Here is a 23775-nt window from a genome sequence, read left to right as displayed (position 1 = left end):
AAGCACACGCCCATGCGACGCATTGCATCGGCTGATGCTTGTCGCGTGCCTTCGAGTTCAATCCGGACTTCACGCCCACAGACGACCAGGAGCCGTTCATGACTGTATTGCTGACCTGGGTGATCAATGCGCTCGCGCTGCTGATCATCACCTACCTCGTGCCGTCGATCCACATTCGCAGTTTCGGCACTGCGCTGATCGTCGCGCTCGTGCTGGGGCTCATCAATGCCGTCTTGCGGCCGGTGCTGATCCTGCTGACGTTGCCCGTCACGATTCTCACGCTTGGGCTCTTCATTCTGGTGGTGAATGCGCTGTGCTTCTGGTTGTGCGCGTCGCTGCTGAAGGGCTTTGAAGTGTCGGGATTCTGGTCGGCGTTCTTCGGCTCGATCCTGTACAGCATCGTTTCGTGGCTGCTGTCCGCGCTCATCTTCGGCAACCGTGGCCTGAGCTGACAGGTGCCAACAGAACCATGAATCCCATCGAACTTTCATTCGAATTCTTCCCGCCGAAGACACAGGAAGGGCTCGACAAGCTGCGTGCGACGCGCGCGGAGCTGTTGCCGCTCAAGCCCAAGTTCGTGTCCGTCACGTTCGGCGCCGGCGGTTCGACCCAGCAAGGCACGCTCGACACGGTGCTCGACATGGCGAAGGACGGCCTCGAAGCCGCGCCGCACCTGTCATGCATCGGCTCGTCGAGGGAAAGCTTGCGGGCTATTCTCAATGAATATCGCTCGCATGGCATCCGCCATATCGTCGCGTTGCGTGGCGATTTGCCTTCGGGCATGGGCGCAGTCGGCGAGTTGCGCTACGCGTCGGAACTGGTGAGCTTCATTCGCGCCGAATTCGGCGACTGGTTCCGCATCGAGGTTGCGGGCTATCCCGAGTATCATCCGCAGTCGCGTTCGCCGAAGCACGATCTCGAGAACTTCGCGCGCAAGGTGAAGGCGGGTGCCAATTCGGCGATCACGCAGTACTTCTTCAACGCTGACGCGTATTTCCGGTTCGTCGATGATGCGCACAAGCTTGGTGTTGATGTGCCTATCGTGCCGGGCATCATGCCTATTACGAACTTCTCGCAGTTGATGCGGTTCTCTGAAATGTGTGGCGCGGAAGTGCCGCGGTGGGTGGCGCGACGGCTCGAAAGCTTCGGTGATGATCGCGAGTCGATTCGCGCGTTCGGTCTCGATGTGGTGGCGGATCTTTGCCGCCGTCTCGTTGAGGCGAAAGTGCCGGGGCTGCATTTTTATACGCTCAATGGGGCGGCGGCGACGAAGGCTATTTGCGAGCGGCTCGCTGGCTGACAGGTTTTCTGTTTTTCTGGTTTTTGCAAAGTCGGTGTGCGTGTGAGCGTGCGCCGATTTTTTTTGCGTGTCTGCGGTGGTGTTTGCTGCGCAATGTTTGGTTTTTGGGCTTTGCGCTGGCATCCGCGAGTTGTTATCTAGCTTCACGCGTCGCCCCTGTGCGGGGCGGCACCTACTTTTCTTTGCCGCCGCAAAGAAAAGTAGGCAAAAGAAAGCGGCTCACACCGCCAACATTTCTTCCTGCCTGAGGGCCCCCAAAGGGCCTTACGCTTCACACGGCGGCGTCTCCGTTCAGCGCGTGTTGCCAACGCACTGAATGAGCGCCTCACCCGCTTCAAATACCCGTACACGTGCTCACGACAGCGAATGGTATATGCCGCCCAGGTGGCAAACTGTGTGTAGGTTGTCGCGACGTATAGCCTGGCGCTCTTACAGGGTGGAACGCGTGCGCAATCGGTCCGAAGTGAGGCGTGTGGAGCACTGGGGCCTACACACAGTTTGCCACCTGGGCGGCCGTGGACTATCTGGCACGGCGTGCGGCGACGCGGGCGCGTGAAGCGGGTGAGGCGTACAGAGAGAGCGTTGGCAACGAACGTGGGTCACGTGGTTGCCGTGTGAAGCGTAAGGCCCTTTGGGGGCCCTCAGGCAGGAAGAAATGTTGGCGGTGTTAGCCGCTTTCTTTTGCCTACTTTTCTTTGCGGCGGCAAAGAAAAGTAGGTGCCGCCCCGCACAGGGGCGACGCTTGAAGCACGCTAACCAATCGCGGATGCCAGCGAAAGCGCTAGAACAACAAAACCGACCGCACCGCGAGGGCAAAAACGCGGATGCCAGCGCAAAGTCAAAAACCCCAAACCCGCATGCGCAGCAAACACCGCAACGCGGATGCCACCGCAAACACAAGCAAACCAAACCTGCGGCACCACGAAGCGAAGCGGAGTGAAAACCCATATTGAATCTGAATATTGGCTGACTATGATCCAAAGGCACTCGCCCCTAGCTGCCTCGCGGAGAACGCCATGCCCATGTCATCGACGCTGTCTGCAGTTCGCAAGTCTTGCCTGCCTGTGCTGTCCGCTGTAGCCGTAATTACCGCATGCATTGCACCTGAACTGTCCGCCGCGGCCTCGCTGCCCGACAAGACGGTCGTCTTCTGTTCCGAAGGCAGTCCCGCCGGATTCGACACCGCGCAGTACACGACCAGCGTCGAGTTCAGCGCCGGCTCGTACACGGTCTATAACCGTCTCGTCGAGTTCGGCCACGGCAGCACGGACATCGAGCCGGGGCTCGCCGACAAGTGGGACGTCTCCAGCGACGGTCTGCAATACACGTTTCACCTGCGCAAAGGCGTGAAGTTCCAGACGACCTCGTTCTTCAAGCCAACTCGCGACTTCAACGCCGACGACGTCGTATTCACGTATACGCGCATGCTCGATCCCGAACAGCCGTTCCGCAAGGCCTACAACGTGCCGTTCCCGTACTTCACCGATCTCGGCCTCGCGAAGAACATCACCAAGGTCGAGGCGCTCGACCCATACACCGTGCGCTTCACCCTGAAGGAAGTCGACGCACCGTTCCTGCAGCAGATCGCGATGCCGTTCGCATCGATCCTGTCGGCCGAGTATGCGGACCAGTTGTTGAAGGCAGGCAAGGCGTCCGACATCAACCTGTTCCCCGTCGGCACGGGACCGTTCATTTTCCGCAGCTATACGAAGGACGATTCGATCCGCTTCGACGGTAACCCGAACTACTGGAAACCCGGCGTGGTGAAGGTGAGCAAGCTGATCTTCGCGATCACCGTCGATCCATCCGTGCGTCTGCAGAAGCTCAAACGCAACGAATGCCAGGTGATGAGCTATCCGAAGCCCGCCGACATTGCGCAGATCGAGGCGGATTCGTCGATCGCGCTGCCGCATCAGGTGGGCTTCAATCTGGGCTTCATCGCGTACAACACGACGAAAAAGCCGCTCGACAACGTGCTTGTGCGCCGCGCGCTCGACATGTCCGTCAACAAGAAGGCGATCATCGATTCGGTCTATCAGGGCGCGGGCCAGGCGGCGACCAATCCGATGCCGCCCACCCAATGGGGCTACGACAAGAGCCTGAAAGACGCACCGTACGACGTCGACAAGGCCAAAGGGCTGCTCAAGCAGGCGGGCTACCCGGATGGCTTCGACCTGACGCTTTGGGCGATGCCCGTTTCGCGTCCGTACAACCCGAACGCGCGTCTGATGGCCGAAATGCTGCAGGCGGACTGGGCGAAGATCGGTGTGAAGACGAAAATCGTCACCTTCGAGTGGGGTGAGTACATCCGCCGCGGGCACAGCGGCGAGCACGAGGCGATGCTGATCGGCTGGACGGGCGACTACGGCGACCCGGACAACTGGCTCGGTGTGCTGCTCGGCTGCGATGCCGTGAACGGCAGCAATTTCTCAAAATGGTGCTACAAGCCGTTCGACGACCTCATCAAGGCGGCCCGCAGCACCACCGATACGGCCACGCGCACCAAGGACTACACCGAAGCCCAACAGATCTTCAAGGATCAGGTGCCGTTCACGCCGATCGCGCATTCAACCGTTTATCAGCCGCTGTCGAAGGCGGTCACCGGCTTCAAGATCGACCCGTTTGGCCCGACTCAGTTCTGGAACGTCGGTCTCAAGTAGATAATTTACCGCTTCTCTCCCCAATTCCGCTGATATTCGGGACGGTTGCCGCGCCAGGCGCGGCAACCTGGATGAAAGCTGTTTCCTATCGTCAACAAAGTTAATTTCCTCCAATTGCGGCCCCTGGCAAAGCTCAGTAATATCGCGCTACGCTGGTTTTAGCCGGCGATGATCCTGGAGGAAACATGAAGCAAAACAAACTGTTGCGCGCGGCACGGCTCACGATGCTGGCCGCGACGGCAGCGGCATCGATGGCGGGGACCCAACTGGCAAACGCCGCCGATATCCCGAACAAAACCCTCGTCTACTGCTCGGAAGGCAGCCCGGCGGGTTTTGATCCGGCGCAATACACCACGGGCGTGGATTTCACGGCCAATACGTTCACGGTTTATAACCGCCTCGTCGAATTCGAACGCGGCGGCACGAAGGTCGAGCCGGGCCTCGCAGAAAAGTGGGATGTCTCGCCGGACGGCAAGACGTACACGTTCCATCTGCGCCACGGCGTCAAGTTCCACACCACGTCCTGGTTCAAGCCGACCCGCGAATTCAACGCGGACGACGTCGTGTTCACGTTCCAGCGCATGCTGGACACGAACCAGCCGTTCCGTAAGGCTTACCCGGTGCAGTTCCCGTACTTCACCGACATGGGCCTCGACAAGCTGATCGACAAGGTCGAAAAGGTCGACCCGTACACGGTCAAGTTCACGCTCAAGGAAGTCAACGCGCCGTTCATCCAGAATCTGGCAATGGAATACGCGTCGGTCCTCTCGGCTGAATATGCGGATTCGCTGCTGAAGTCCGGCAACGCGGCCGATATCAACCAGAAGCCGGTCGGCACGGGCCCGTTCATTTTCCGCAGCTACACGAAGGACGCGACGATCCGTTTCGACGGCAATCCGGACTACTGGAAGCCGAACACCGTCAAGATCTCGAAGCTGATCTTCTCGATCACGCCTGATGCGGGCGTGCGCGTGCAGAAGCTGAAGCGTGACGAATGCCAGGTGATGAGCTATCCGCGTCCCGCCGACATCGCACCGCTGAAGGCCGATTCGAACATCGACATGCCGTCGCAGCCGGGCTTCAACCTGGGCTATCTGGCGTACAACGTTTCGCACAAGCCGGTCGACAAGCTCGAAGTGCGTCAGGCGCTCGACATGGCGATCAACAAGAAAGCCATCATCGATTCCGTGTATCAAGGCGCAGGCCAGGCCGCGACGAACCCGATGCCGCCGACTCAGTGGTCGTACGACAAGAACCTGAAGATGCCGACATACGACACGGAAAAGGCTAAGGCGCTGCTCGCCAAGGCTGGCTTCCCGAACGGTTTCGACATCACGCTGTGGGCAATGCCCGTGCAGCGCGCGTACAACCCGAACGGCAAGCTGATGGCGGAAATGATCCAGGCCGACTGGGCGAAGATCGGCGTGAAGGCGAAGATCGTCACGTACGAATGGGGTGAGTACATCAAGCGCGCGCACGCGGGCGAAGACGACACGATGCTGATCGGCTGGACGGGCGACAATGGCGACCCGGACAACTGGCTCGGTACGCTGCTCGGCTGTGACGCGGTGAACGGCAACAACTTCTCGAAGTGGTGCTACAAGCCGTTCGACGAACTCGTGCAGAAGGGCCGTGAAACGACGGGCCAGGCTGATCGCACGAAGGCGTATGTGCAGGCGCAGCAGATCTTCGCGCAGCAACTGCCGTTCTCGCCGATCGCTCACTCGACGGTGTATCAGCCGGTCAGCAAGAAGGTTGTCGACATGCGCATCGAGCCGCTCGGCTACGCGCGCTTCGACGGCGTCAGCATGAAGTAAATCACGTGATGCGGTGGGCTTTGTTGCCTGCTGCATCCCATACGCAGTACGCTTTTCGTTCGGTTAGAAGACTGGTCGAAATGGTCCGGCGACCGGGGTCACGAGCCCTCGTCGCCGGTTGCGTTTTTTCTCACCAAGACCATAGGGACGAACCATGTTCCGATTCGTTTTGCGCCGCATCGGGATGGTCATACCGACTTTCATCGGTATCACGATCCTCGCGTTTGCGCTCATTCACCTGATTCCGGGCGACCCCATCGAAGTCATGATGGGCGAGCGCGGCGTCGATCCGGCCATGCACGCGGCTGCGATGCATCGCCTCGGGCTCGACGAACCGCTGCCCATCCAGTACATCCATTACGTGGGCCACGCGCTGCAGGGGAACCTCGGCACGTCGATCATCACCAATACCAGCGTGATGGACGAATTCACGGCCCGTTTCCCCGCCACCGTCGAACTGTCGATCTGCGCGATGCTGTTTGCGCTGATCGTGGGTCTTCCGGCGGGCGTGTTCGCGGCGCTGCGGCGCGGCACGGCCGTCGATCACGGCGTGATGGGCACGGCGCTCACCGGTTATTCGATGCCGATTTTCTGGTGGGGCTTGATCCTCATCATGTTCTTCTCGTCGAAGCTCGGCTGGACGCCCGTGTCGGGCCGCATCGCGGTCGAGTACGACATTCCACACGTGACCGGCTTCCTGCTGATCGACTCGCTGCTGCCCGGCACGGACGAAGGCTCGTTCCGCTCGGCGCTGTCGCACCTGATCCTGCCGTCGATCGTGCTCGGCACGATTCCGCTCGCGGTCGTCGCGCGGATGACGCGTTCGTCGATGCTCGAAGTGCTGCGCGAAGACTACATCCGTACGGCGCGTGCGAAGGGTCTGTCGCCGGGACGCGTGATCGTCGTGCATGCGCTGCGTAACGCGCTGATTCCCGTCGTGACGGTGATCGGTTTGCAGGTCGGCACGCTGCTCGCGGGCGCTGTGCTGACGGAAACGCTGTTCTCGTGGCCGGGCATCGGCAAATGGCTGATCGACGCGATCGGCCGGCGCGACTATCCCGTCGTGCAGGGCGGTATCCTGATGATCGCGACACTCGTGATCGTCGTGAACCTCGTCGTCGACCTGTTGTACGGCGTGCTCAACCCACGCATCCGCCATACGAGGTAATACCGTGGCAGACATTCAAAATACAGTCCCCCAGGCAGTCACACCCCCGAGCGGCCGCGCACTGGCCGCCCGTGAATTCTGGTCCAACTTCTCCCGCAACCGCGGCGCAGTCAGCGCGGGCATCATCGTGCTGGTGCTGGTCTTCATCGCGATCTTCGCGCCGCTGATCGCGCCGCACAGCCCGATCGAGCAATACCGCGATTCCGTGAAGATTCCGCCCGCATGGCTCGACGGCGGCAACTGGAAGTTCGTTCTCGGCACCGACGAAGCAGGCCGTGACATTCTTTCGCGCCTGATGTACGGCGCGCGGCTGTCGTTCTGGATTGGCTTCGTTTCGGTGGTGCTCGCGCTGATTCCCGGCATCGTGCTTGGCCTGATCGCCGCGTTCTTCGAGAAGTGGGCCGACACGCCCATCATGCGCATCATGGACGTGCTGCTCGCGCTGCCGTCGCTGCTGCTCGCGGTGGCCGTGGTTGCCATCATCGGTCCGGGTCTGGTGAACACGATGCTCGCCATCGCGATCGTCGCGCTGCCGGGTTATGTGCGTCTGACGCGCGCATCTGCGCTCGGCGAGTTGCACAAGGAGTACGTGATGGCCTCGCGCGTCGCGGGTGCGGGCACGGCTCGACTGATGTTCTCGCAGGTGCTGCCGAACTGCACGGCGCCGTTGATCGTGCAGGCCACGCTGGGTTTTTCGTCGGCGATTCTCGATGCCGCCGCGCTCGGCTTCCTCGGCCTCGGCGTGCAGCCGCCGTCGGCGGAGTGGGGCGCGATGCTCGCGTCGGCACGCGACTACATCGACAGCGCATGGTGGATCGTCACCATGCCCGGTCTCGCCATCCTGATCTCGGTGCTCGCGATCAACCTGCTCGGCGACGGGCTGCGCGACGCACTCGACCCGAAACTCAAAAGGCTGGCCTGACATGAGCAACGGTAACCTATTGACCATCCGCAATCTTGCGGTGAACTTCAGCGGCCTGCCCGCTGTCGATCGAATCAACCTGAACGTGGCGCCGGGCGAAGTGGTCGGCGTGGTCGGCGAATCGGGCTCGGGCAAGAGCGTGACGATGATGGCGCTGATGGGCCTGATCGACGCGCCCGGCAAGGTCACGGCCGACGAAGTCACCTTCGACGGCAAGGACCTGTTGAACGCGACGCCCACACAACGCCGCAAAATCATCGGCAAAGACGTGGCGATGGTGTTTCAGGACGCGCTGACGAGCCTGAACCCGAGCTACACCGTCGGCTATCAGATCAAGGAAGTGCTGAAGCTGCACGAAGGCCTGCGCGGCGACGCATTGCACAAACGCGCGCTCGAATTGCTCGATCAGGTCGGCATTCCCGACGCGAAGAACCGCATCAACACGTTCCCGCATCAGATGTCGGGCGGCATGAACCAGCGCGTGATGATCGCGATGGCGGTTGCGTGCAACCCGAAGCTGCTGATCGCCGACGAGCCGACCACGGCACTAGACGTGACCATTCAGGCGCAGATCATGCAACTGCTCGTGCAGTTGCAGAAAGATCGCGGCATGGCGCTCGTGCTGATTTCGCACGACCTGGCCGTGGTGTCGCAAGTCGCGCAGCGCGTGGCCGTGATGTACGCGGGCGAGGTCATCGAAATGAACCGCGTGCCCGATATCTTCAAGGCGCCGCATCATCCGTACACGGAAGCGCTGCTGGCGGCGATTCCTGAGCACAACGTCGGCGCGGTGCGGCTGGCCGCGCTGCCGGGCATGGTGCCGGGACGCGACGACCGTCCTAAAGGGTGTCTGTTCGCGCCGCGCTGCAAGTACGTCGTCGACGATTGCAACAAGGCACGGCCCGCGCTTTCGCCGCTGGCCGATCACGATCCCGCCGCCCAGGTTCGCTGCATCAAGCCGCTGAACCTGGTTCGCGATGCCATTCACCCGGGAGGCGCACGATGAATGCAGTACCCGAAACGCGGCGCCCCGATGGTGACAGGCCCGGCAAGCCCGCAGGCGATCACGTGCTGATCGCCGACAACCTCGCGCGTCACTATGACGTGAAGCGCGGCATGTTCGGCCACGGCACCGTCAAGGCGCTGAACGGCGTGTCGTTTCATCTGGAGCGCGGCAAGACGCTTGCCGTGGTCGGCGAATCCGGTTGCGGCAAGTCGACGCTCGCGCGTCAGCTGACGATGATCGAAGCGCCGTCGGGTGGACGTCTGCTGATCGACGGTGAAGATGTTGCGGGCGCGAGCCACGAGAAAATCGCGCAGTTGCGCCGCCGCGTGCAGATGGTGTTCCAGAACCCGTTTGCGTCGCTCAATCCGCGCAAGACCGTCGAGCAGACGCTGGGCGAGCCGCTCGCGATCAACACGCAATTGAGCGCCAGCGAGCGCGGCGAACGCATTGCGCACATGATGCGCACGGTTGGCCTGCGGCCCGAGCATGCGAAGCGTTATCCGCATATGTTCTCGGGCGGCCAGCGCCAGCGTGTCGCGATTGCGCGCGCGATGATTCTCGATCCGCAGATCGTCGTCGCCGATGAACCCGTCTCCGCGCTCGACGTGTCGATCCAGGCGCAGATCCTGAACCTGTTCATGGACCTGCAGGATCAGTTCAAGACGAGCTATGTGTTCATCTCGCACAACCTGTCGGTGGTCGAGCATATCGCCGACGACGTGATGGTGATGTACTTCGGTGGCGTTGCCGAACTCGGCGACAAGAAGCGCATCTTCAGCAAGCCGCGTCATCCGTACACGCGCGCGCTGATGTCGGCGACACCGTCGATCTTCGAAGCCGACCGCCGCATCCAGATCAAGCTGCAAGGCGAAATGCCGTCGCCGCTCAATCCGCCGTCGGGCTGTACGTTCCATCAGCGTTGCCCGTATGCTATCGAGCGTTGCCGCAAAGAAGAGCCGAAGCTGCGTGAAGTGGATGGTCGCCAGGTGTCGTGTCACCGCGCCGAGGAGGTGGGGGACGACGCGAATGCATGATGGGGTGGCGGCGCGTGATGTTGCGCGCCGTCATGCGCGTCGTTAGCATGTGAAGCCTATGAAACATGCGGGCGGCGCGCGCGCTGCGTCTTCACATCGGCGGGTTGCGCGCGTCCTGATGGGCGCGCTGCTCGTCGTGGCGGCGCAATGTCCGTTGCTGCCGTTTCATCCGTTCGCTGTGATCGCCTCCGCGCATGCCGCAGGGGCTTCGGCGAATACGCCTGTGCAGGTCGCGCAGGCCAATCAGGTCGGCCGGCCGGCCGTTCCCGTGCCGCACACCCCGTCGCAACCGCGCGCGACGCTGCCCGGCTTCAATCCGCCGCCTTCGTATGCGAGCGGCACCACGGCGAGCGGTCCCGTGCGCGCGCAACCAGCGCGCATGCCTTTCTATGTCGCGACACGCGGCAAGACCACGATTTATCTTCTGGGCACGCTGCATGTCGGCGATCCGAACGACTATCCGCCGAACCAGCCATTCCGTGCGCCGATTCTCGGTGCGCTAGCTGCATCCCCGACGCTTGCGCTCGAACTGTCGCCCGACGATCTGCTCGTCTCGCAGGACGATGTGTCGAAGTACGGCATCTGCTCGTATGAATGTCTGCCGAAGCTGTTGCCCGAGCCCTTGTGGCACAAGCTCGCGATGCGTCTGCGCGCCAATCCCGCAGCGCTTGATGAAATCCGCAAGATGCGGCCGTGGCTCGCGTCCTTGCTGGTCGAAACTTACGATTCGCTGAGCGCCGGGCTGCAAACCGAATTCGGCACGGAAGCGCAGTTGCAGAACGTGTATCTGCGGCAGAAGGGAAAGATTGTCGGGCTGGAGACGCTCGCCGAGCAGATGCGCGCGTTCACGGGGCTCACGCTGGCGCAGCAGCGCGAAATGCTCGCGCAGGATCTCGTGCAGACGCCCGCCGAGAATGTCGCCGACGTGCGAACCTTGCACCGGCTATGGCGCGTCGGCGACGCGGATGCGATTACCGCGTGGGAAGCGGCGAAGTCGGAGAAGCTCGCGCGCGACAAGCGTATTTCAGCGCAGGTGGATAACAAGATCCTGTTCGATCGCAACCGGCGCTTCGTCAACCGGATGTTGCTGATCGCGGCGCCGAACAAGCCGGTATTCGTCGCAATCGGCGCGCTGCATCTGGGCGGGCAGAAGGGCGTGCTGCAGTTGTTGCGGCAGCGGGGGTTTGTTGTCGAGTCGTATTGATGAGCCCGCTGCCTGCGCGCTCAACGTGAGCGACGGTTAAACGCTTGCGCCAACCGCGCCGAAGGCGCCGTTGGCGATACGTCCACGGCCCGTTTGCGACGCGAGTTTCAGTGCTGCTTCCAGTGCATCGAGCGACTGTTCTTTCGAACCCCTCGTCTTCAGACAGACATTGACCGTGCGCGCATTCAGCGACAGCAAAGCGCGATAGTACACATCGGCGTCGTCGAATCGCATCAGGCGGTCGAGCGCCGAGCCGAGATTGAGATGCACGTCGGCGAGCGTCGGGTCGATCTTCAGCGCCTCGCGATAGTGATGCACCGCTTCGCCGAGCTTGCCTTCGGCTTCCAGCGCAACGGCGATGTTGTTGTGCGCATCGGGCGAGCGCGGATCGAGCGCCAGCGACACGCGATAGCAACGCAGCGCGAGCGCTTTATCTCCGAGCGCATCGGCCACGAAGCCACGATCGTTCCAGCACTCGGCGTTGTCCGGTTCGAGTTCGAGCGAAAGGTCGATGTATTCGAGCGCCAGCGTATGCTGGCCGCGCTGATGCAGCAGCACGCCGTAGTAGTGCAGCACATCCGGCTGTTCCGGGCAGATCGCGAGGGCTTCGCGGTACAGCGATTCGGCTTCGATGAAGCGGCACGCGCGATGCGCTTCGAGCGCGAACGCGAGCGTGACCGGGAAAAGCTGGGTGGAAGAAGTAGAAGCGGAGGAAGTAGAAACGGCGGATTGCGCTTGCATGGCGATGCTCTCCAGACTCTCGAAAGAGCCGGCGCAGACCTGTCGATGCGCCGGACTATGAACGATGGAACATTCACAGGTTAGGTCCGAGGCTTCGGCCAAACTATCAGAGGCATCCTAAAAATGGCGGCGCGCCTTTTGAAACAAGCCGCGCGGACGGATCGCTTATCCTGGAAATAGGATTCGGCGAACCGCCCGCAGCCGGCAACCGCACAAAAGCGCTACAGGAACATCAGGAAGTTGAGCAGGAAGATATTCACGACGAGCAGCGTGAGCGCCGTCGGAACCTGCACCTTGATCACCGCGTTCTTGTCCGGGAGTTCAAGCAGCGCGGCGGGCACCATGTTGAAGTTCGCGGCCATTGGCGTCATCAGCGTGCCGCAGTAGCCGGAGAACATGCCGATCGCGACCATCACGGCCGGGTTGCCGTGAAACACGTTGACGAGGATCGGCACACCGACGCCGCCCGTCATCACCGGGAACGCCGCGAAACCGTTGCCCATCACCATCGTGAAGAGCGCCATGCCGATGCAGTAGACGGCCACCGCGATCAGCCGGTAGTCGAGGCTGATGTAGGCCGTCGTCACGTGCGCGACCGCCTTGCCGACGCCCGCGTCCGAGAACACGAGGCCGAGCATGCCGAGCATCTGCGGCAGCACGGCCGCCCACGACAGCGCATCGACGAGACGCCGCGCTTCCTTCATCGACTGGCCGACGGTGTCGCGCGTCATGATGCAGGCGATCGCCAGCGCGATCACGCAGCCGACACCGAAGCCGATCAGCGTGACATTCTTCTGCTCGACCAGCGGCGTGCCGCCGAACACCAGATGGCTCGCCGACAACGTGATGATCACCGTGACGACGGGAATCGTCAGCGCGGGGACGAACAGCTTGTTGCCGAGGCGCGCGGCGCTCGCCTTGCGCGCTGCTTCGGACAGCACCTTGGGTTTGCCCGCCGTCACGCCGCCGAAGCCCGCGATCAGCGCCATCGCGATGACGAGCACGCCCACCAGTTCGACGGGCAGCTTGTCGCCGACCAGGAAGATCAGCGCGTAGATGATCCAGAAGCCGCCCGCCGTGAAGCGGCGCGGATGATCCTTATCGGTGGCGATCATGCCGCCGATCACCAGCAGCACGATGCCGAGCAGCCAGAACAGATAGTTGATGGTGAGTGTCATGCTTCGTCCCCGGTCGTGCGCGGCGCGTTGTTGTTCGTATTGACGTTCGTGGTCCCTTGCGATGCCGCGTTGCCGCGCAACTCGCGTTCGAGCTTGCGATCGAGCAGCCAGAGCCGGAAGCCGTGGATCAGGAAGGCGCTGATGGCCGTCGGAATGCCCCAAAGCGCGACATGCATCGGCTCGACCGTGATGCCCGCTTCTTTCAGGAACGTGACCATCAGCACGATCGCGCCGAACGCCACGAAGATGTCCTCGCCGAAGAACAGACCGACGTTGTCCGTGGCCGCCGAGTACGCGCGCAGCTTGTAGCGCACGGCATCGCTGAGCTTGCCGAAGCGCGTTTCCGTGGCGCCTTCGGCCATCGGCGCGATCAGCGGACGCACCATCTGCGGATGCCCGCCGAGGCCCGTCAGGCCGACGGCTGCCGTCAGCTCGCGCACGAGCAGATAGACGATCAGCAGACGCCCGGCCGTCGCGGCCTTGATGCTGGCGATCCACGTCTGCGCGCGCTCGCGCAGGCCGTGGCGTTCGAGCAGGCCGATCACCGCGAGCGGCAACAGGATGATGAGGGGGATATTGCGTGTCTTGATGAAGCCGCTGCCGATCGCGGCCAGGATTCTGTCCAGCGGAAAGTGCGCGGCGATGGCGGTGATGACCGCGGCGGCGGCCACGATCAGCATCGGGTTGAAGCGCAACACAAACCCGACGATGATGACCGCGACTCCAATGAGCGGCCATAGGTTGACGGTTGACTGCATCTAGATCTCCAGAGGTGGTCCTGCATTGGGACACCGCTCGTGGCGGCGAACTTTAATGACGCCGGGCCTTGGTTTTTTTGGGTCCGGCTTTCCTCGTTGCCCTGTGGCTCTTCGATGGCCACTCAGGCTGCACTGCCCTGTCGTTGCTGCGGGTACTGCTCTACGGTTGCTGCACAAACTTGTGCTGCTTCAAAAAGCCGTTGGCAACTGGCGATGTTGCTTTCTCGCTCACTTCCTGGAAAACGCCCCGCGAAAAGCGGGGCGTCGACTGCTGTGTGATGGCCTTTGATCAGAGGCGTAAGCGCTGAAAATCAGACGCGCGCCGCGCCGGCCGCATGCACGCCGATGCCGGCCTCCTGGAGCGCCGTGCGGATGCGGCGCGCGAACGCGAGCGCATGCGGGCCGTCGCCATGCAGGCAGATGGTCTGCGCGTTGAGGGGTACCCATTCGCCGCTCACCGCCTGCACGCGCTGCTCGCGCACCATCGCCAGCGTGCGTTGCAGCACTTCTTCTTCGTCTTCGAGCAGCGCGCCCGGCTCCTTGCGCGGCACGAGCGAGCCGTCCGCGCGATAGCCGCGATCGGCGAACACTTCTTCGATGGCGACGAGGCCCGCGTTGCGCGCGGCCGTCACCAGTCCGCTGTTGGCGAGCGCGAACACGGCCACGGATGGATCGAAGTCATGCACGGCGGAGACGATCGCGTCGGCGATCTTCGGATCGCGTGCGGCCTGGTTGTAGAGCGCGCCGTGCGGCTTGACGTGTGCGATGCGCCCGCCCTCGGCCTGCGCGATCGCCGACAGCGCGCCGAGCTGATACAGCACGCCCGCGTAGATTTCGCCCGCGGGCAAGTCCATTTCCTTGCGGCCGAAGTTCTCCGGGTCGTTGAAACTCGGATGCGCGCCGATCGATACGCCTTTTTCCACCGCCCAGCGCACGCATTCGCGCATCGCGTTGGGTCCGCCTGCATGCCAGCCGCAGGCGATGTTCGCCGAGCTGACGAGATCGAGCAGCGCCTCGTCGGAGCCGCATCCTTCGCCGAGATCGGCGTTCAAATCGATTTCCATGATGTCCTCGTAGGTCTTACATCGCGGCGGGCGCGGCAAGGCGCGCGCAGCGTTCTTCATGCATGCCGATTGCGGCGTCGATCTGCCGCAGGTACTTGCGTTCTTCGATCAGCGCCTGGCGGGCCTCGTAAGGCGTGGTCGGAATGAAGCGGATGGCGCCGTTCAGGCGCACCTGCGCGAGCTTCCATAGATCCGCGTGAATCACCGCGCCGATCTTCGGATAGCCGCCCGTGGTCTGCGCGTCGCTCATCAGGATGATCGGCTGGCCGTTCGGCGGCACCTGGATCGTGCCGGGCATCACCGCGTGCGACAGCAGATCGCTCTTGTGCGTGCGCTTCAGTTCGGTGCCCGCCAGCCGGAAGCCCATGCGGTTGCTATTCGGCGTGACGAGCCACTCGTCGTTCCAGAAGGCGTTTTGCGCGTCGGCGGTGAAGCTGTCGTACTCGGGGCCGGCCAGCACGCGGATGGGCGGCGCCCACGCGACGCCCGACGGATGACGGCCGCGCCGCACCGGCTCGTCGACGAGCACGAACTTGCACCAGGCGGGCGCCTTCACGCCGAATTCGGGCGCATCGGGCGAAAAGCCGGACCCCGCGCCGGCGCGCGGCACGCCGACGGGCAGGCGGTCGCCGTCGCGCAGCGCGCGGCCGCCCAGGCCGCCGAAGCCAGCCTGCAGGTCCGTGCTGCGTGAGCCGAGCATCGGCAGCACATCGACGCCGCCCGCGATGCACACGTAGCCGCGCATGCCGCGCTTCGCCGCGTTCAGCGTCAGTTCCTGGCCGGCCTGCACGGGCAGGCTCCAGTACGAATAGACCGGTTTGCCGTCAAGCGTCGCGCCGAACTCGGTGCCCGTGATCGCGACGCGCGTCGGGCGCAGAAAACGCAGCACGGTCGGGCCGAAGGTGATTTCGAGCCCGGCGGCATCGGGCCGGTTGCCGACCAGGCGATTGCCCACTTCGAGCGACAGCCTGTCGAGCGCGCCGCCCATCGCGACGCCGAGATGCCGGAAACCGTGCCGGCCGAGGTCCTGGATCGTGGTCAACAGACCCGCGCGTATCACGTCGATCATGCGTGCAACCCCGCGATGGTGAAGCGGACGCGATCGCCCGGTTGCAGAAGCGTGGGCGGCGTGCGCGACGGGTCGAAGAGTTTCAGCGCCGTGCGGCCGATCAGTTGCCAGCCGCCTGGCGAAGTGGCCGGATAGATGCCCGTCTGCGCGCCGCCGATGCCAACCGAGCCGGCGGGCACTTCGAGACGCGGTTCGGCGCGGCGCGGCGTGTGCAGTGCCTCTTCGAGCCCGCCCATGTACGCGAAACCGGGCTGGAAGCCGAGGAAGAACACGATGTACTCGCCGCCCGCATGCCGTTCGACGACTTCCTTCACCGTGAGGCCCGTGTGATCGGCCACCGTCTTCAGGTCCGGGCCGAACTCGCCGCCGTACTGCACGGGGATTTCCACCTCGCGGCCCAGGTCCTTCGCGCTGCCTGGCTGCTCCCAAGCGGCCTTGAGCCGGGCCGTCAGATCGTCGGGATCGGCTGCGAGGGGATCGAAGATCACGGTCAGGTTGTTCATGCCGGGCACCACTTCGAGCACGTGCGGCCAGTCGCGCGCGGCCTGGGCGGCCGACCACACGCGGCGCTGGCAATCCAGCGTGGCAGGCGGCGGCGCTTCGCAGACCAGCGCGGTATCGCCAAACGGAAAGATGCGGGGTTCAGTCATCAATATCCTGGGTCAAGTAGAGAAGCAGCAGATTCGTCCGACGATGCATGCTAACTTCTCACGACAGAGCTAGCCTACATTCTCAATAAAATATCGACAATTTATCAATAAGCGATGTCCCCAGGCTCGCCCGTATAGGAGGGAAGTCGTACACTTCGGTCAACCACCACGCTTCGCTTAGAAAAATCACCATGGCGCGTCATCCGACCAAAATCGTCTCATCGGAACATCTTGTGTCTGAATTTAGTGCGGAGTTATCCGAACTCGAGTACGGGCTGATCATGGCGAGTAACGCGTTCAACCGGTGGATGGTCCGTTGCATGGCGGCGGCGGGCGACAAGGACATGACGGCGATCGAAGTTTCGCTGCTGCACCATGTGAGCCACCGCGAGCGGCGCAAGAAGATTGCCGATATCTGCTTCGTGCTGAATATCGAGGACACGCACGTTGCGACTTACGCGCTGAAGAAGCTCGTAGCTAGAGGGTATGTAAAAAGCGAAAAGACCGGCAAGGAAGTGTTTTTTTCTGCTACGCAGGCGGGGCGTGATCTGTGTATGAAGTATCGGGAGGTAAGGGAGAGTTGTCTGATCGCGACGCTGAAGGAAAGTGGGCTCACCAATGAGCAGATTGGGGAGGCGGCGCAGTTGATGCGGAATGCTTCCGGGCTTTATGACACCGCGGCGCGGGCGGCTGCATCGTTGTAGGTTTTTTTTGCTGTCTGCCGACGGGTTGGTTTTTTTGCCTTTTTGATGGCATCCGCGTTACGGTGTTTGCTGCGCAAGCGGTGTGTTGTTTTGGGCTTTGCGCTGGCATCCGCGTTTTGCCTTCGCGGCGCGTCGGTTTGGTTGTTCTAGCCTTTTCGCTGGCATCCGCGATTCGTTAGCGTGCTTCACGCGTCGCCCCTGTGCGGGGCGGCACCTACTTTTCTTTGCCGCCGCAAAGAAAAGTAGGCAAAAGAAAGCGGCTAACACCGCCAATTCTTCTTCCCGCCTGAGGGCCCCCAACGGGTCTTACGCATCACACGGCAACCACATGACTCATGCTCGTTGCCAGCGCTCTTAATTGGCGCCTCACCCGCTTCAAGCTCCCGCAGTACCGTATGCCACGCCAGATATTCCTCCGCCGCCCAGGTGGCAAACTGTGTGTCGGCCCCTTGTGCTCCACACGCCTCACTTCGGACCAATAGCACACGCGTCCCACCTCGTAAGAGCGCCAGGCTATACGCCGCGACAACCTACACACAGTTTGCCACCTGGGCGGCACATGCCATTCGCTGCCGCTTGCCCGAGCACGGGTATTCGAAGCGGGTGAGGCGCTCATTCGAAGCGTTGGCAACGAACGCGAACAGAAATGCTGCCGTGTGAAGCGTAAGACCCGCTGGGGGCCCTCAGGCAAATACAAGAGCTGGCGGTGTTAGCCGCTTTCTTTTGCCTACTTTTCTTTGCGGCGGCAAAGAAAAGTAGGTGCCGCCCCGCACAGGGGCGACGCGTGAAGCACGCTAACGAATCGCGGATGCCAGCGAAAAGGCAAAAAAACCAAACCGCTAGCGCAGCAAACACCGCATCGCGAATGTCCGCGCTACCGGCAAAAAACCACTACTACAAACCTGGCTTCCCTTCCGGATAACAAGCCCCCTCAGTAACAACAACATCAAGCGGAACATCATGCACTTCCCGCTGCAAAGTGCCAGCCCGGCACACCTCATACGCGACACCGACTGTCACAGGTACCTTCCCAGCCTCGCGAAACGCGGCGAGCGTACGGTCGTAATATCCACCCCCATACCCAAGCCGATACCCATCCACATCAAACCCAACACACGGCACAAACAGCAAATCAGGCGTAATCACTTCGCCGGAAGTCGGTTCATGAATCCGATGCGCCCCGACCTGCATCGGCATATCAGGCGTCCAGACATGAAATTCCAGTGGCCGATCACGCCCAGTAATCACAGGCAAACTCGCGCGTCGCGCGCTATCGCCAGCGAGCCACGAGGCAATCACAGCCCGAATGTCGAACTCCCCTGACAAAGGCCAGTACAACCCTACACTTGCCGGCGAATAAACCGTTAACACATCCAGCACCCGACGCCTCAGGGCATCATTGCCCGCCGCATCGAGAGCCGCATGCAGACGTGCTTCCAGCAGCGCGGCACGCAGTTCCTTTTTCGATTTTGCGGTGGGGTTGCATGCTATGCTTGAGTTCAATTCGCGCTCCAGAAACGCTCTAGAAATAACGATGTCCAAACGCCTCTTCCGAGTATATCGCGCGGCCAGTCTGGCGCTCGCCGCGGCGGCACTCGTCGCGTGCAGCACGGCCTCCGCCGTCAAGCCGATCCCGCTTTCCCAACTCACCAACGACGACCAGACTTTCGTGCAATTGCGCGAGGCAGCGCGCAATAACGACGCAGGCCGCGCCGCGCAACTCGCGGCGATGATTCCGGATTACCCGGCGCCGTCGTATCTGGAATATTTCCAGCTGAAACCGCAGTTGTTCGACGCCTCGGGTCATCCCCGCATCGACGCGCCCGACGCACCCGTGCTGTCGTTCCTGCAACGCTACGACGGTCAGGCCATCGCCGACCGCATGCGCAACGACTACCTCGTCGTGCTCGGCGCACGCCACGACTGGAAAAACTTCGACCAGCAATACGCGCGCTTCGTGCTGAACGACGACACGCAAGTCAAGTGCTACGCGCTCGAATCGCGCGCGGCGAAAGGTGAGAACGTGGTAGAGCCGGCGCGCGCGCTGCTCGTCGATCCGCGCAACTATGGCGACGGCTGTGTCGATCTGATTACATCGCTGGCGATCAACCAGCAGTTCACTACCGACGATGTCTGGCAGCAGATCCGTCTCGCGTACGAACAGAACCAGACCAGCACGGGCGCCAAGCTCGTCGATGCGCTCGGCAACAACCGGCCCGATCCGACGCTGTTCGACCAGGCCGCCACCACGCCGCCGCTTCTGCTCGCGCGTGGCGTAGGCGCCGATCCGCAATCGCATCAGCTCGCGCTGCTCGCTATCACGCGCATGGCACGCAACGATCCCGCCATGGCCGCCGCAACCTTCGGTTCCGTCGCGCCGTCGCTGACTTCGCCCGAGCGTTCCATCGGTTGGGGCACAATCGCCTATCAGGCGGCTGCCAAGCAGATGCCGGGCGCTGTCGACTGGTATCGGCTGTCGGCGAATGCGCCGCTGTCGAATCCCGCATACGAATGGCGCACGCGCCTCGCGCTGCTCAATGGGGACTGGACGATGGTGCGCTGGTCGGTCGAACAGATGCCGCCTGCGCTGCGCAGCCAACCCACTTGGGTCTACTGGCACGCGCGCGCTTTGAAGCAGGCGGGCGACGTCGTCACGGCGAACCAGGAATTCGAATCGATCTCGCAGCAGTTCAATTTCTACGGCCAGCTTGCCGCGGAAGAACTCGGCCAGAAGATCGTCGTTCCGCCGAAGACTACGGTGACTGACGCCGAAGTCGAACAGGCGGGCAACACACCGGGCTTCGCGCTTGCGCAGAAGTTCTATCAGCTGAATCTGCGTCTGGAAGGCAACCGCGAATGGAACTGGCCGCTGCGCAGCATGACGGACCGCCAGCTGATCGCCACCGCCGAATACGCGCGCCGTATCGAACTGTATGACCGCGCCGTGAACACGGCCGACCGTACGAAGACCGAGCATGACTTTTCGCTGCGCTACCTGTCGCCGTTCCGCGATATCGTCGAGCGCGACGCGCAGTCGAACGGGCTCGACGTCGAATGGGCGTATGGTTTGATCCGTCAGGAGTCGCGCTTCATCATGAACGCGCGCTCGGAAGTCGGCGCGAGCGGCCTGATGCAGCTGATGCCCGGCACCGCGCAACTGGTCGCGAAGAAGATTGGTCTCGGCACGATTTCGCGTGCGCAGATGAACGACATCAACACCAACATCCTGCTCGGCACGAACTATCTGTCGATGATCTACAATGAGTTCGACGGGTCCGCCGTGCTTGCCACGGCAGGTTACAACGCAGGTCCGGGCCGTCCGCGCAACTGGCGCTCAACGTTGCCGCGCGGTGTCGAAGGCGCGATTTTCGCGGAAGCCATTCCGTTCCAGGAAACGCGTGACTACGTGAAGAACGTGCTGTCGAACACGGTCTACTATGCAGCGTTGTTCGAAGGCCGTCCGCAATCGCTGAAGGCGCGTCTGGGTTATATCCAGCCGTTGCAGTAACGATGCGCCATGCCGCCGCCGCGTGATCCGTCACGCACGCGGCGGAGCACGACCTCAGCCGTTGCCGCGGCTTCCATCAGGGAGTCGAAAAATGCGACATCAAACCATCGCAATCGTCGGCGGTTCCGGGTTTATCGGCAGTCATCTCGTCAACGCGCTCGTCGAACTCGGCAAGACGGTACGCATTGCCACCCGCCGCCGCTATAACGCGCGGCATCTCACGCTGCTTCCCATCGATGTGATCGAAACTGATGTATTCGATCCCATCCAGCTCGCGCGCTTCGTCGAGGGCGCGGATGCCGTCGTCAATCTCGTCGGTATATTGCATGGCCATCGCGGCGACCCGTATGGGCCCGAGTTCGCAAAAGCCCATGTCGAACTGCCGACGAAGATCGTCTCCGCGTGCGAAGGCAAGGGCGTACACAGGCTGATCCACATGAGCGCGATCGGCGCCGACCCGCGCGGGCCGAGCATGTATCTGCGCTCGAAGGGCGACGGCGAGCGTGCGGTGCATGCTTCGTCGATGCTTGCCTCGACCATCTTTCGTCCGTCCGTCGTGTTCGGCCCCGAAGACGCGTTCCTCAACAAGTTCGCGTTCCTGCAGCGCATGTTCCCCGTCATTCCGCTTGCGAAACCCAACGCCCGCTTTCAGCCGATCTTTGTCGGCGATGTCGCGAAGGCGATCGTCAACGTGCTGGATCTCGACGCATCGACTGGCCGCACGTACGAGCTTGGCGGGCCGTCGGTGTACACGCTCGAAGCGCTCGTCGAATACTGCGGCGACGTGATCGGCAAGCATGCGCGCATCATCCGCTTGCCGGATTCGCTGGCGCGCTTGCAGGCGCTGTCGTTCGAGCTGGCGCCCGGCGAACCCGTCATTTCGCGCGACAATCTCGATTCGATGAAAATCGACGCCGTGTTGAGCGCGCCGCTCGCGCCCGAGCTCGATATCGAACCGGCCAGCATCGAGACGATCGCGCCCGTGTATCTGACGGGTTCGTCGTTCCGCTCGCGCTTCAACGCGTTCCGCGCGAGCGCGGGCCGCTAAAATTGTTGTCGTTCAATCCACTTTCTGGCGAAGCATGAAACTCGTTATCGGTGACAAGAACTATTCGTCGTGGTCGATGCGGCCGTGGCTCGTGCTCAAACACTTCGGCATTGCATTTAAAGAGGTGATGGTTCTGCTCAATGAGGCAGAGTCGAAAGCGTCGATCCTAGAGCATTCGCCTTCGGGCAAAGTGCCGTGCCTGATTGCCGACGACGGCGTCACCGTGTGGGATTCGCTCGCAATCTGCGAGACGCTCGCCGAACGCTATCCGCAACACGCGATGTGGCCGCGCGACGCCATCGCGCGTGGCCACGCGCGCAGCGTCAGCGCCGAGATGCACTCCGGTTTCGGGGCACTGCGCAACAACATGTGGATGAACATTCGCGCGTCGTTTCCGGGCAAGGGCGCGACACCCGAAGCACTGGCCGACATCGCGCGCATCGACGAAATATGGAGCGAGTGCCTGCAAACGTACGGCGGCCCATTCCTGTTCGGTGAATTTACGATTGCCGATGCGATGTATGCGCCCGTCGTGATGCGCTTCAATACGTGGCAACCGAAGCTGTCGGAAGCGGCGCTTGCCTATTCGCGCCGCGTGACGGCACAGCCCGCGGTCAAGGCGTGGATCGACGACGCATTGCAAGAGACACATCGCATCCCCTATCAAGACACCTGCGCATGAATATCTACGCAGTAGGCGGTGCGATCCGCGATGAGCTGCTCGGGATGCCCGTGCAGGACCGCGACTACGTCGTCGTGGGCGCAACGCCCGAGCAGATGGTCGCAAAGGGTTTTCGCCCGGTCGGCAAGGACTTTCCGGTATTTCTGCATCCCGATACGCATGAGGAATACGCGCTTGCGCGGACCGAACGCAAGACGTCGGCGGGCTATCACGGCTTCCAGTTTTTCTATGCGCCCGACGTGACGCTCGAAGAAGACCTCGCGCGGCGCGATCTCACGGTCAATGCGATGGCGCGCGAAGTCACGCCGGACGGCGAGCTGATCGGCCCCGTGATCGATCCGTTCAACGGCCAGGACGATCTGAAGCAGCGCGTATTCCGGCATGTCAGCGATGCGTTTCTCGAAGACCCGGTGCGCATTCTGCGTGTCGCGCGTTTCTCGGCACGCTTCACGAGTTTCACTGTCGCGCCCGACACATTGGCGTTGATGCGCAAGATGGTCGAAGCGGGCGAAGTCGATGCGCTCGTGCCCGAGCGCGTGTGGCAGGAACTGTCGCGCGGACTGATGGAGAAGAAGCCGTCGCGGATGTTCGACGTGCTGCGCGAATGCGGCGCGCTCGCGCGCATCCTGCCGGAGATCGACGCGCTCTACGGCGTGCCGCAGCGCGCCGACTATCACCCGGAAGTGGATACGGGCGTGCATGTGATGATGGTCGTCGATCACGCCGCCGCGCAGAACTATGCGCTCGCTGTGCGCTTCGCCGCGCTCACGCACGATCTCGGCAAGGCGACCACGCCTGAAGACGTGTTGCCGCGTCATATCGGGCACGAAGGGCGCAGTGTCGATCTGCTGAAGCCCTTGTGCGAGCGTCTGCGGGTTCCGAACGAATGCCGCGATCTCGCGCTGCTGGTGGCGCGCGAGCACGGCAATATTCATCGTGTGATGGAGACGAAGGCGGCGGGCATCGTGCGGCTTTTCGAGCGCAGCGACGCGCTGCGCAAGCCGGCACGTTTCGCCGAAGCGCTGCAGGCTTGTGAAGCCGACGCGCGTGGCCGGCTCGGCTTCGAAGCGAAGGCCTATCCGCAGGCGGAGCGTCTGCGCCAGGCTCTGGTCGCCGCGCGTGCCGTCGATGCGGGTGCAGTCGCGAAGGCGTACGAAAGCGATCCGTCGAAGATCAAGGATGCCGTGCATCGCGAGCGGGTGCGGGCGGTCGCGAAGGCGTTGAGCGAAACGGCGTCGGACTGATCAGATCAGGTTCGGCGT

At 62.5% G+C, this 23775-nt stretch carries 21 protein-coding genes; 14 read left to right on the top strand and 7 right to left on the bottom strand.

The genetic code is table 11. The features are described 5' to 3' along the window. Positions 1-98 precede the first annotated feature (98 nt). The 9 genes from C2L65_RS15160 (at position 99) to C2L65_RS15120 (ending at position 11111) form a co-directional block, all read left to right on the top strand. Positions 99-452, top strand: coding sequence for a phage holin family protein (locus tag C2L65_RS15160; protein ID WP_007577130.1), 354 nt, complete (start codon positions 99-101; stop codon positions 450-452). 17 nt (positions 453-469) lie between these two features. Then, on the top strand, positions 470-1300 hold the full coding sequence (gene metF / locus C2L65_RS15155; RefSeq protein WP_042315536.1) for a methylenetetrahydrofolate reductase [NAD(P)H]: 831 nt from the start codon (positions 470-472) through the stop codon (positions 1298-1300). Between the two features lie 1016 nt (positions 1301-2316). Continuing rightward, positions 2317-3960: an ABC transporter substrate-binding protein gene (locus C2L65_RS15150; protein WP_042316478.1), complete on the top strand. Its 1644-nt coding sequence runs from the start codon at positions 2317-2319 to the stop codon at positions 3958-3960. 185 nt (positions 3961-4145) lie between these two features. Continuing rightward, positions 4146-5777 carry an ABC transporter substrate-binding protein gene (locus C2L65_RS15145; RefSeq protein WP_042316480.1) on the top strand — a complete coding sequence of 544 codons (1632 nt, stop codon included), beginning with the start codon at positions 4146-4148 and terminating at the stop codon, positions 5775-5777. A 154-nt stretch (positions 5778-5931) separates the two neighbouring features. Beyond that, complete coding sequence (locus C2L65_RS15140; protein WP_042316481.1) at positions 5932-6945, top strand: ABC transporter permease subunit; 1014 nt, start codon at positions 5932-5934, stop codon at positions 6943-6945. A gap of 4 nt (positions 6946-6949) precedes the next feature. Further along, entirely contained in the window at positions 6950-7867 is a 918-nt protein-coding gene (locus C2L65_RS15135; protein WP_042316484.1) for an ABC transporter permease subunit, read from the top strand. A 1-nt stretch (position 7868) separates the two neighbouring features. Beyond that, entirely contained in the window at positions 7869-8873 is a 1005-nt protein-coding gene (locus tag C2L65_RS15130; RefSeq protein WP_042316486.1) for an ABC transporter ATP-binding protein, read from the top strand. Then, positions 8870-9907, top strand: coding sequence for a peptide ABC transporter ATP-binding protein (locus tag C2L65_RS15125; RefSeq protein ID WP_042316491.1), 1038 nt, complete (start codon positions 8870-8872; stop codon positions 9905-9907). Before C2L65_RS15130 ends, C2L65_RS15125 begins: the two co-directional genes overlap by 4 nt. A gap of 58 nt (positions 9908-9965) precedes the next feature. Next, positions 9966-11111: a TraB/GumN family protein gene (locus tag C2L65_RS15120; RefSeq protein ID WP_042316493.1), complete on the top strand. Its 1146-nt coding sequence runs from the start codon at positions 9966-9968 to the stop codon at positions 11109-11111. Positions 11112-11147: 36 nt separating this feature from the next. Here C2L65_RS15120 and C2L65_RS15115 read toward each other — a convergent pair whose 3' ends face one another. From C2L65_RS15115 to pxpB, 6 genes are all read right to left on the bottom strand, one after another. Then, positions 11148-11852 (bottom strand): tetratricopeptide repeat protein, encoded by a 705-nt coding sequence (locus tag C2L65_RS15115; RefSeq protein ID WP_042316494.1) that lies wholly within the window; start codon positions 11850-11852, stop codon positions 11148-11150. A gap of 221 nt (positions 11853-12073) precedes the next feature. Then, complete coding sequence (locus tag C2L65_RS15110) at positions 12074-13030, bottom strand: DUF979 domain-containing protein (RefSeq protein ID WP_042316496.1); 957 nt, start codon at positions 13028-13030, stop codon at positions 12074-12076. After that, a complete protein-coding gene (locus C2L65_RS15105) occupies positions 13027-13788 on the bottom strand; it encodes a DUF969 domain-containing protein (protein ID WP_042316498.1) in 762 nt (253 codons plus the stop codon). The genes C2L65_RS15110 and C2L65_RS15105 overlap by 4 nt, the downstream gene beginning before the upstream one ends. Before the next feature lie 311 nt (positions 13789-14099). Next, a complete protein-coding gene (gene pxpA, locus C2L65_RS15100) occupies positions 14100-14852 on the bottom strand; it encodes a 5-oxoprolinase subunit PxpA (protein ID WP_042316503.1) in 753 nt (250 codons plus the stop codon). A gap of 16 nt (positions 14853-14868) precedes the next feature. Continuing rightward, positions 14869-15921: a 5-oxoprolinase subunit C family protein gene (locus C2L65_RS15095; RefSeq protein WP_042316500.1), complete on the bottom strand. Its 1053-nt coding sequence runs from the start codon at positions 15919-15921 to the stop codon at positions 14869-14871. Next, positions 15918-16571, bottom strand: coding sequence for a 5-oxoprolinase subunit PxpB (gene pxpB / locus C2L65_RS15090; protein WP_042316501.1), 654 nt, complete (start codon positions 16569-16571; stop codon positions 15918-15920). The genes C2L65_RS15095 and pxpB overlap by 4 nt, the downstream gene beginning before the upstream one ends. Positions 16572-16762: 191 nt before the next feature. On the opposite strand from pxpB, the gene C2L65_RS15085 reads away from it, so the two are divergent. Continuing rightward, positions 16763-17275 carry a winged helix DNA-binding protein gene (locus C2L65_RS15085; protein WP_007577159.1) on the top strand — a complete coding sequence of 171 codons (513 nt, stop codon included), beginning with the start codon at positions 16763-16765 and terminating at the stop codon, positions 17273-17275. An 894-nt stretch (positions 17276-18169) separates the two neighbouring features. Here C2L65_RS15085 and C2L65_RS15080 read toward each other — a convergent pair. Continuing rightward, entirely contained in the window at positions 18170-18778 is a 609-nt protein-coding gene (locus C2L65_RS15080; protein WP_081921317.1) for a 5-formyltetrahydrofolate cyclo-ligase, read from the bottom strand. A gap of 31 nt (positions 18779-18809) precedes the next feature. Here C2L65_RS15080 and C2L65_RS15075 point away from each other — a divergent pair, with 31 nt between their 5' ends. The 4 genes from C2L65_RS15075 to C2L65_RS15060 all read left to right on the top strand — a co-directional run bounded on the left by C2L65_RS15075 (position 18810) and on the right by C2L65_RS15060 (position 23757). After that, complete coding sequence (locus C2L65_RS15075) at positions 18810-20783, top strand: lytic transglycosylase domain-containing protein (RefSeq protein WP_042314051.1); 1974 nt, start codon at positions 18810-18812, stop codon at positions 20781-20783. A gap of 91 nt (positions 20784-20874) precedes the next feature. Next, a complete protein-coding gene (locus C2L65_RS15070) occupies positions 20875-21831 on the top strand; it encodes a complex I NDUFA9 subunit family protein (protein ID WP_042314054.1) in 957 nt (318 codons plus the stop codon). Positions 21832-21865: 34 nt separating this feature from the next. Then, positions 21866-22513: a glutathione S-transferase family protein gene (locus C2L65_RS15065; protein WP_042314056.1), complete on the top strand. Its 648-nt coding sequence runs from the start codon at positions 21866-21868 to the stop codon at positions 22511-22513. Beyond that, positions 22510-23757, top strand: coding sequence for a multifunctional CCA addition/repair protein (locus tag C2L65_RS15060; protein WP_042314059.1), 1248 nt, complete (start codon positions 22510-22512; stop codon positions 23755-23757). Before C2L65_RS15065 ends, C2L65_RS15060 begins: the two co-directional genes overlap by 4 nt. Positions 23758-23775: the final 18 nt, after the last annotated feature.

Origin of the sequence: Paraburkholderia terrae, from assembly GCF_002902925.1 — a bacterium.
Classification (GTDB): Bacteria; Pseudomonadota; Gammaproteobacteria; order Burkholderiales; family Burkholderiaceae; genus Paraburkholderia; species Paraburkholderia terrae.
This window is presented reverse-complemented; position numbering and strand designations above follow the sequence as displayed.

What these genes read in the sequence shown, in the direction of transcription:
- C2L65_RS15160 (WP_007577130.1), top strand. Translation starts at nt 99, where the DNA reads ATGACTGTATTGCTGACCTGGGTGATCAATGCGCTCGCGCTGCTGATC.
- C2L65_RS15065 (WP_042314056.1), top strand. Translation starts at nt 21,866, where the DNA reads ATGAAACTCGTTATCGGTGACAAGAACTATTCGTCGTGGTCGATGCGG.
- C2L65_RS15150 (WP_042316478.1), top strand. Translation starts at nt 2,317, where the DNA reads ATGCCCATGTCATCGACGCTGTCTGCAGTTCGCAAGTCTTGCCTGCCT.
- C2L65_RS15105 (WP_042316498.1), bottom strand. Translation starts at nt 13,788, where the DNA reads ATGCAGTCAACCGTCAACCTATGGCCGCTCATTGGAGTCGCGGTCATC.
- pxpA (WP_042316503.1), bottom strand. Translation starts at nt 14,852, where the DNA reads ATGGAAATCGATTTGAACGCCGATCTCGGCGAAGGATGCGGCTCCGAC.
- C2L65_RS15070 (WP_042314054.1), top strand. Translation starts at nt 20,875, where the DNA reads ATGCGACATCAAACCATCGCAATCGTCGGCGGTTCCGGGTTTATCGGC.
- metF (WP_042315536.1), top strand. Translation starts at nt 470, where the DNA reads ATGAATCCCATCGAACTTTCATTCGAATTCTTCCCGCCGAAGACACAG.
- C2L65_RS15075 (WP_042314051.1), top strand. Translation starts at nt 18,810, where the DNA reads ATGTCCAAACGCCTCTTCCGAGTATATCGCGCGGCCAGTCTGGCGCTC.
- C2L65_RS15125 (WP_042316491.1), top strand. Translation starts at nt 8,870, where the DNA reads ATGAATGCAGTACCCGAAACGCGGCGCCCCGATGGTGACAGGCCCGGC.
- pxpB (WP_042316501.1), bottom strand. Translation starts at nt 16,571, where the DNA reads ATGACTGAACCCCGCATCTTTCCGTTTGGCGATACCGCGCTGGTCTGC.
- C2L65_RS15110 (WP_042316496.1), bottom strand. Translation starts at nt 13,030, where the DNA reads ATGACACTCACCATCAACTATCTGTTCTGGCTGCTCGGCATCGTGCTG.
- C2L65_RS15145 (WP_042316480.1), top strand. Translation starts at nt 4,146, where the DNA reads ATGAAGCAAAACAAACTGTTGCGCGCGGCACGGCTCACGATGCTGGCC.
- C2L65_RS15130 (WP_042316486.1), top strand. Translation starts at nt 7,869, where the DNA reads ATGAGCAACGGTAACCTATTGACCATCCGCAATCTTGCGGTGAACTTC.
- C2L65_RS15140 (WP_042316481.1), top strand. Translation starts at nt 5,932, where the DNA reads ATGTTCCGATTCGTTTTGCGCCGCATCGGGATGGTCATACCGACTTTC.
- C2L65_RS15085 (WP_007577159.1), top strand. Translation starts at nt 16,763, where the DNA reads ATGGCGCGTCATCCGACCAAAATCGTCTCATCGGAACATCTTGTGTCT.
- C2L65_RS15060 (WP_042314059.1), top strand. Translation starts at nt 22,510, where the DNA reads ATGAATATCTACGCAGTAGGCGGTGCGATCCGCGATGAGCTGCTCGGG.
- C2L65_RS15120 (WP_042316493.1), top strand. Translation starts at nt 9,966, where the DNA reads ATGAAACATGCGGGCGGCGCGCGCGCTGCGTCTTCACATCGGCGGGTT.
- C2L65_RS15095 (WP_042316500.1), bottom strand. Translation starts at nt 15,921, where the DNA reads ATGATCGACGTGATACGCGCGGGTCTGTTGACCACGATCCAGGACCTC.
- C2L65_RS15115 (WP_042316494.1), bottom strand. Translation starts at nt 11,852, where the DNA reads ATGCAAGCGCAATCCGCCGTTTCTACTTCCTCCGCTTCTACTTCTTCC.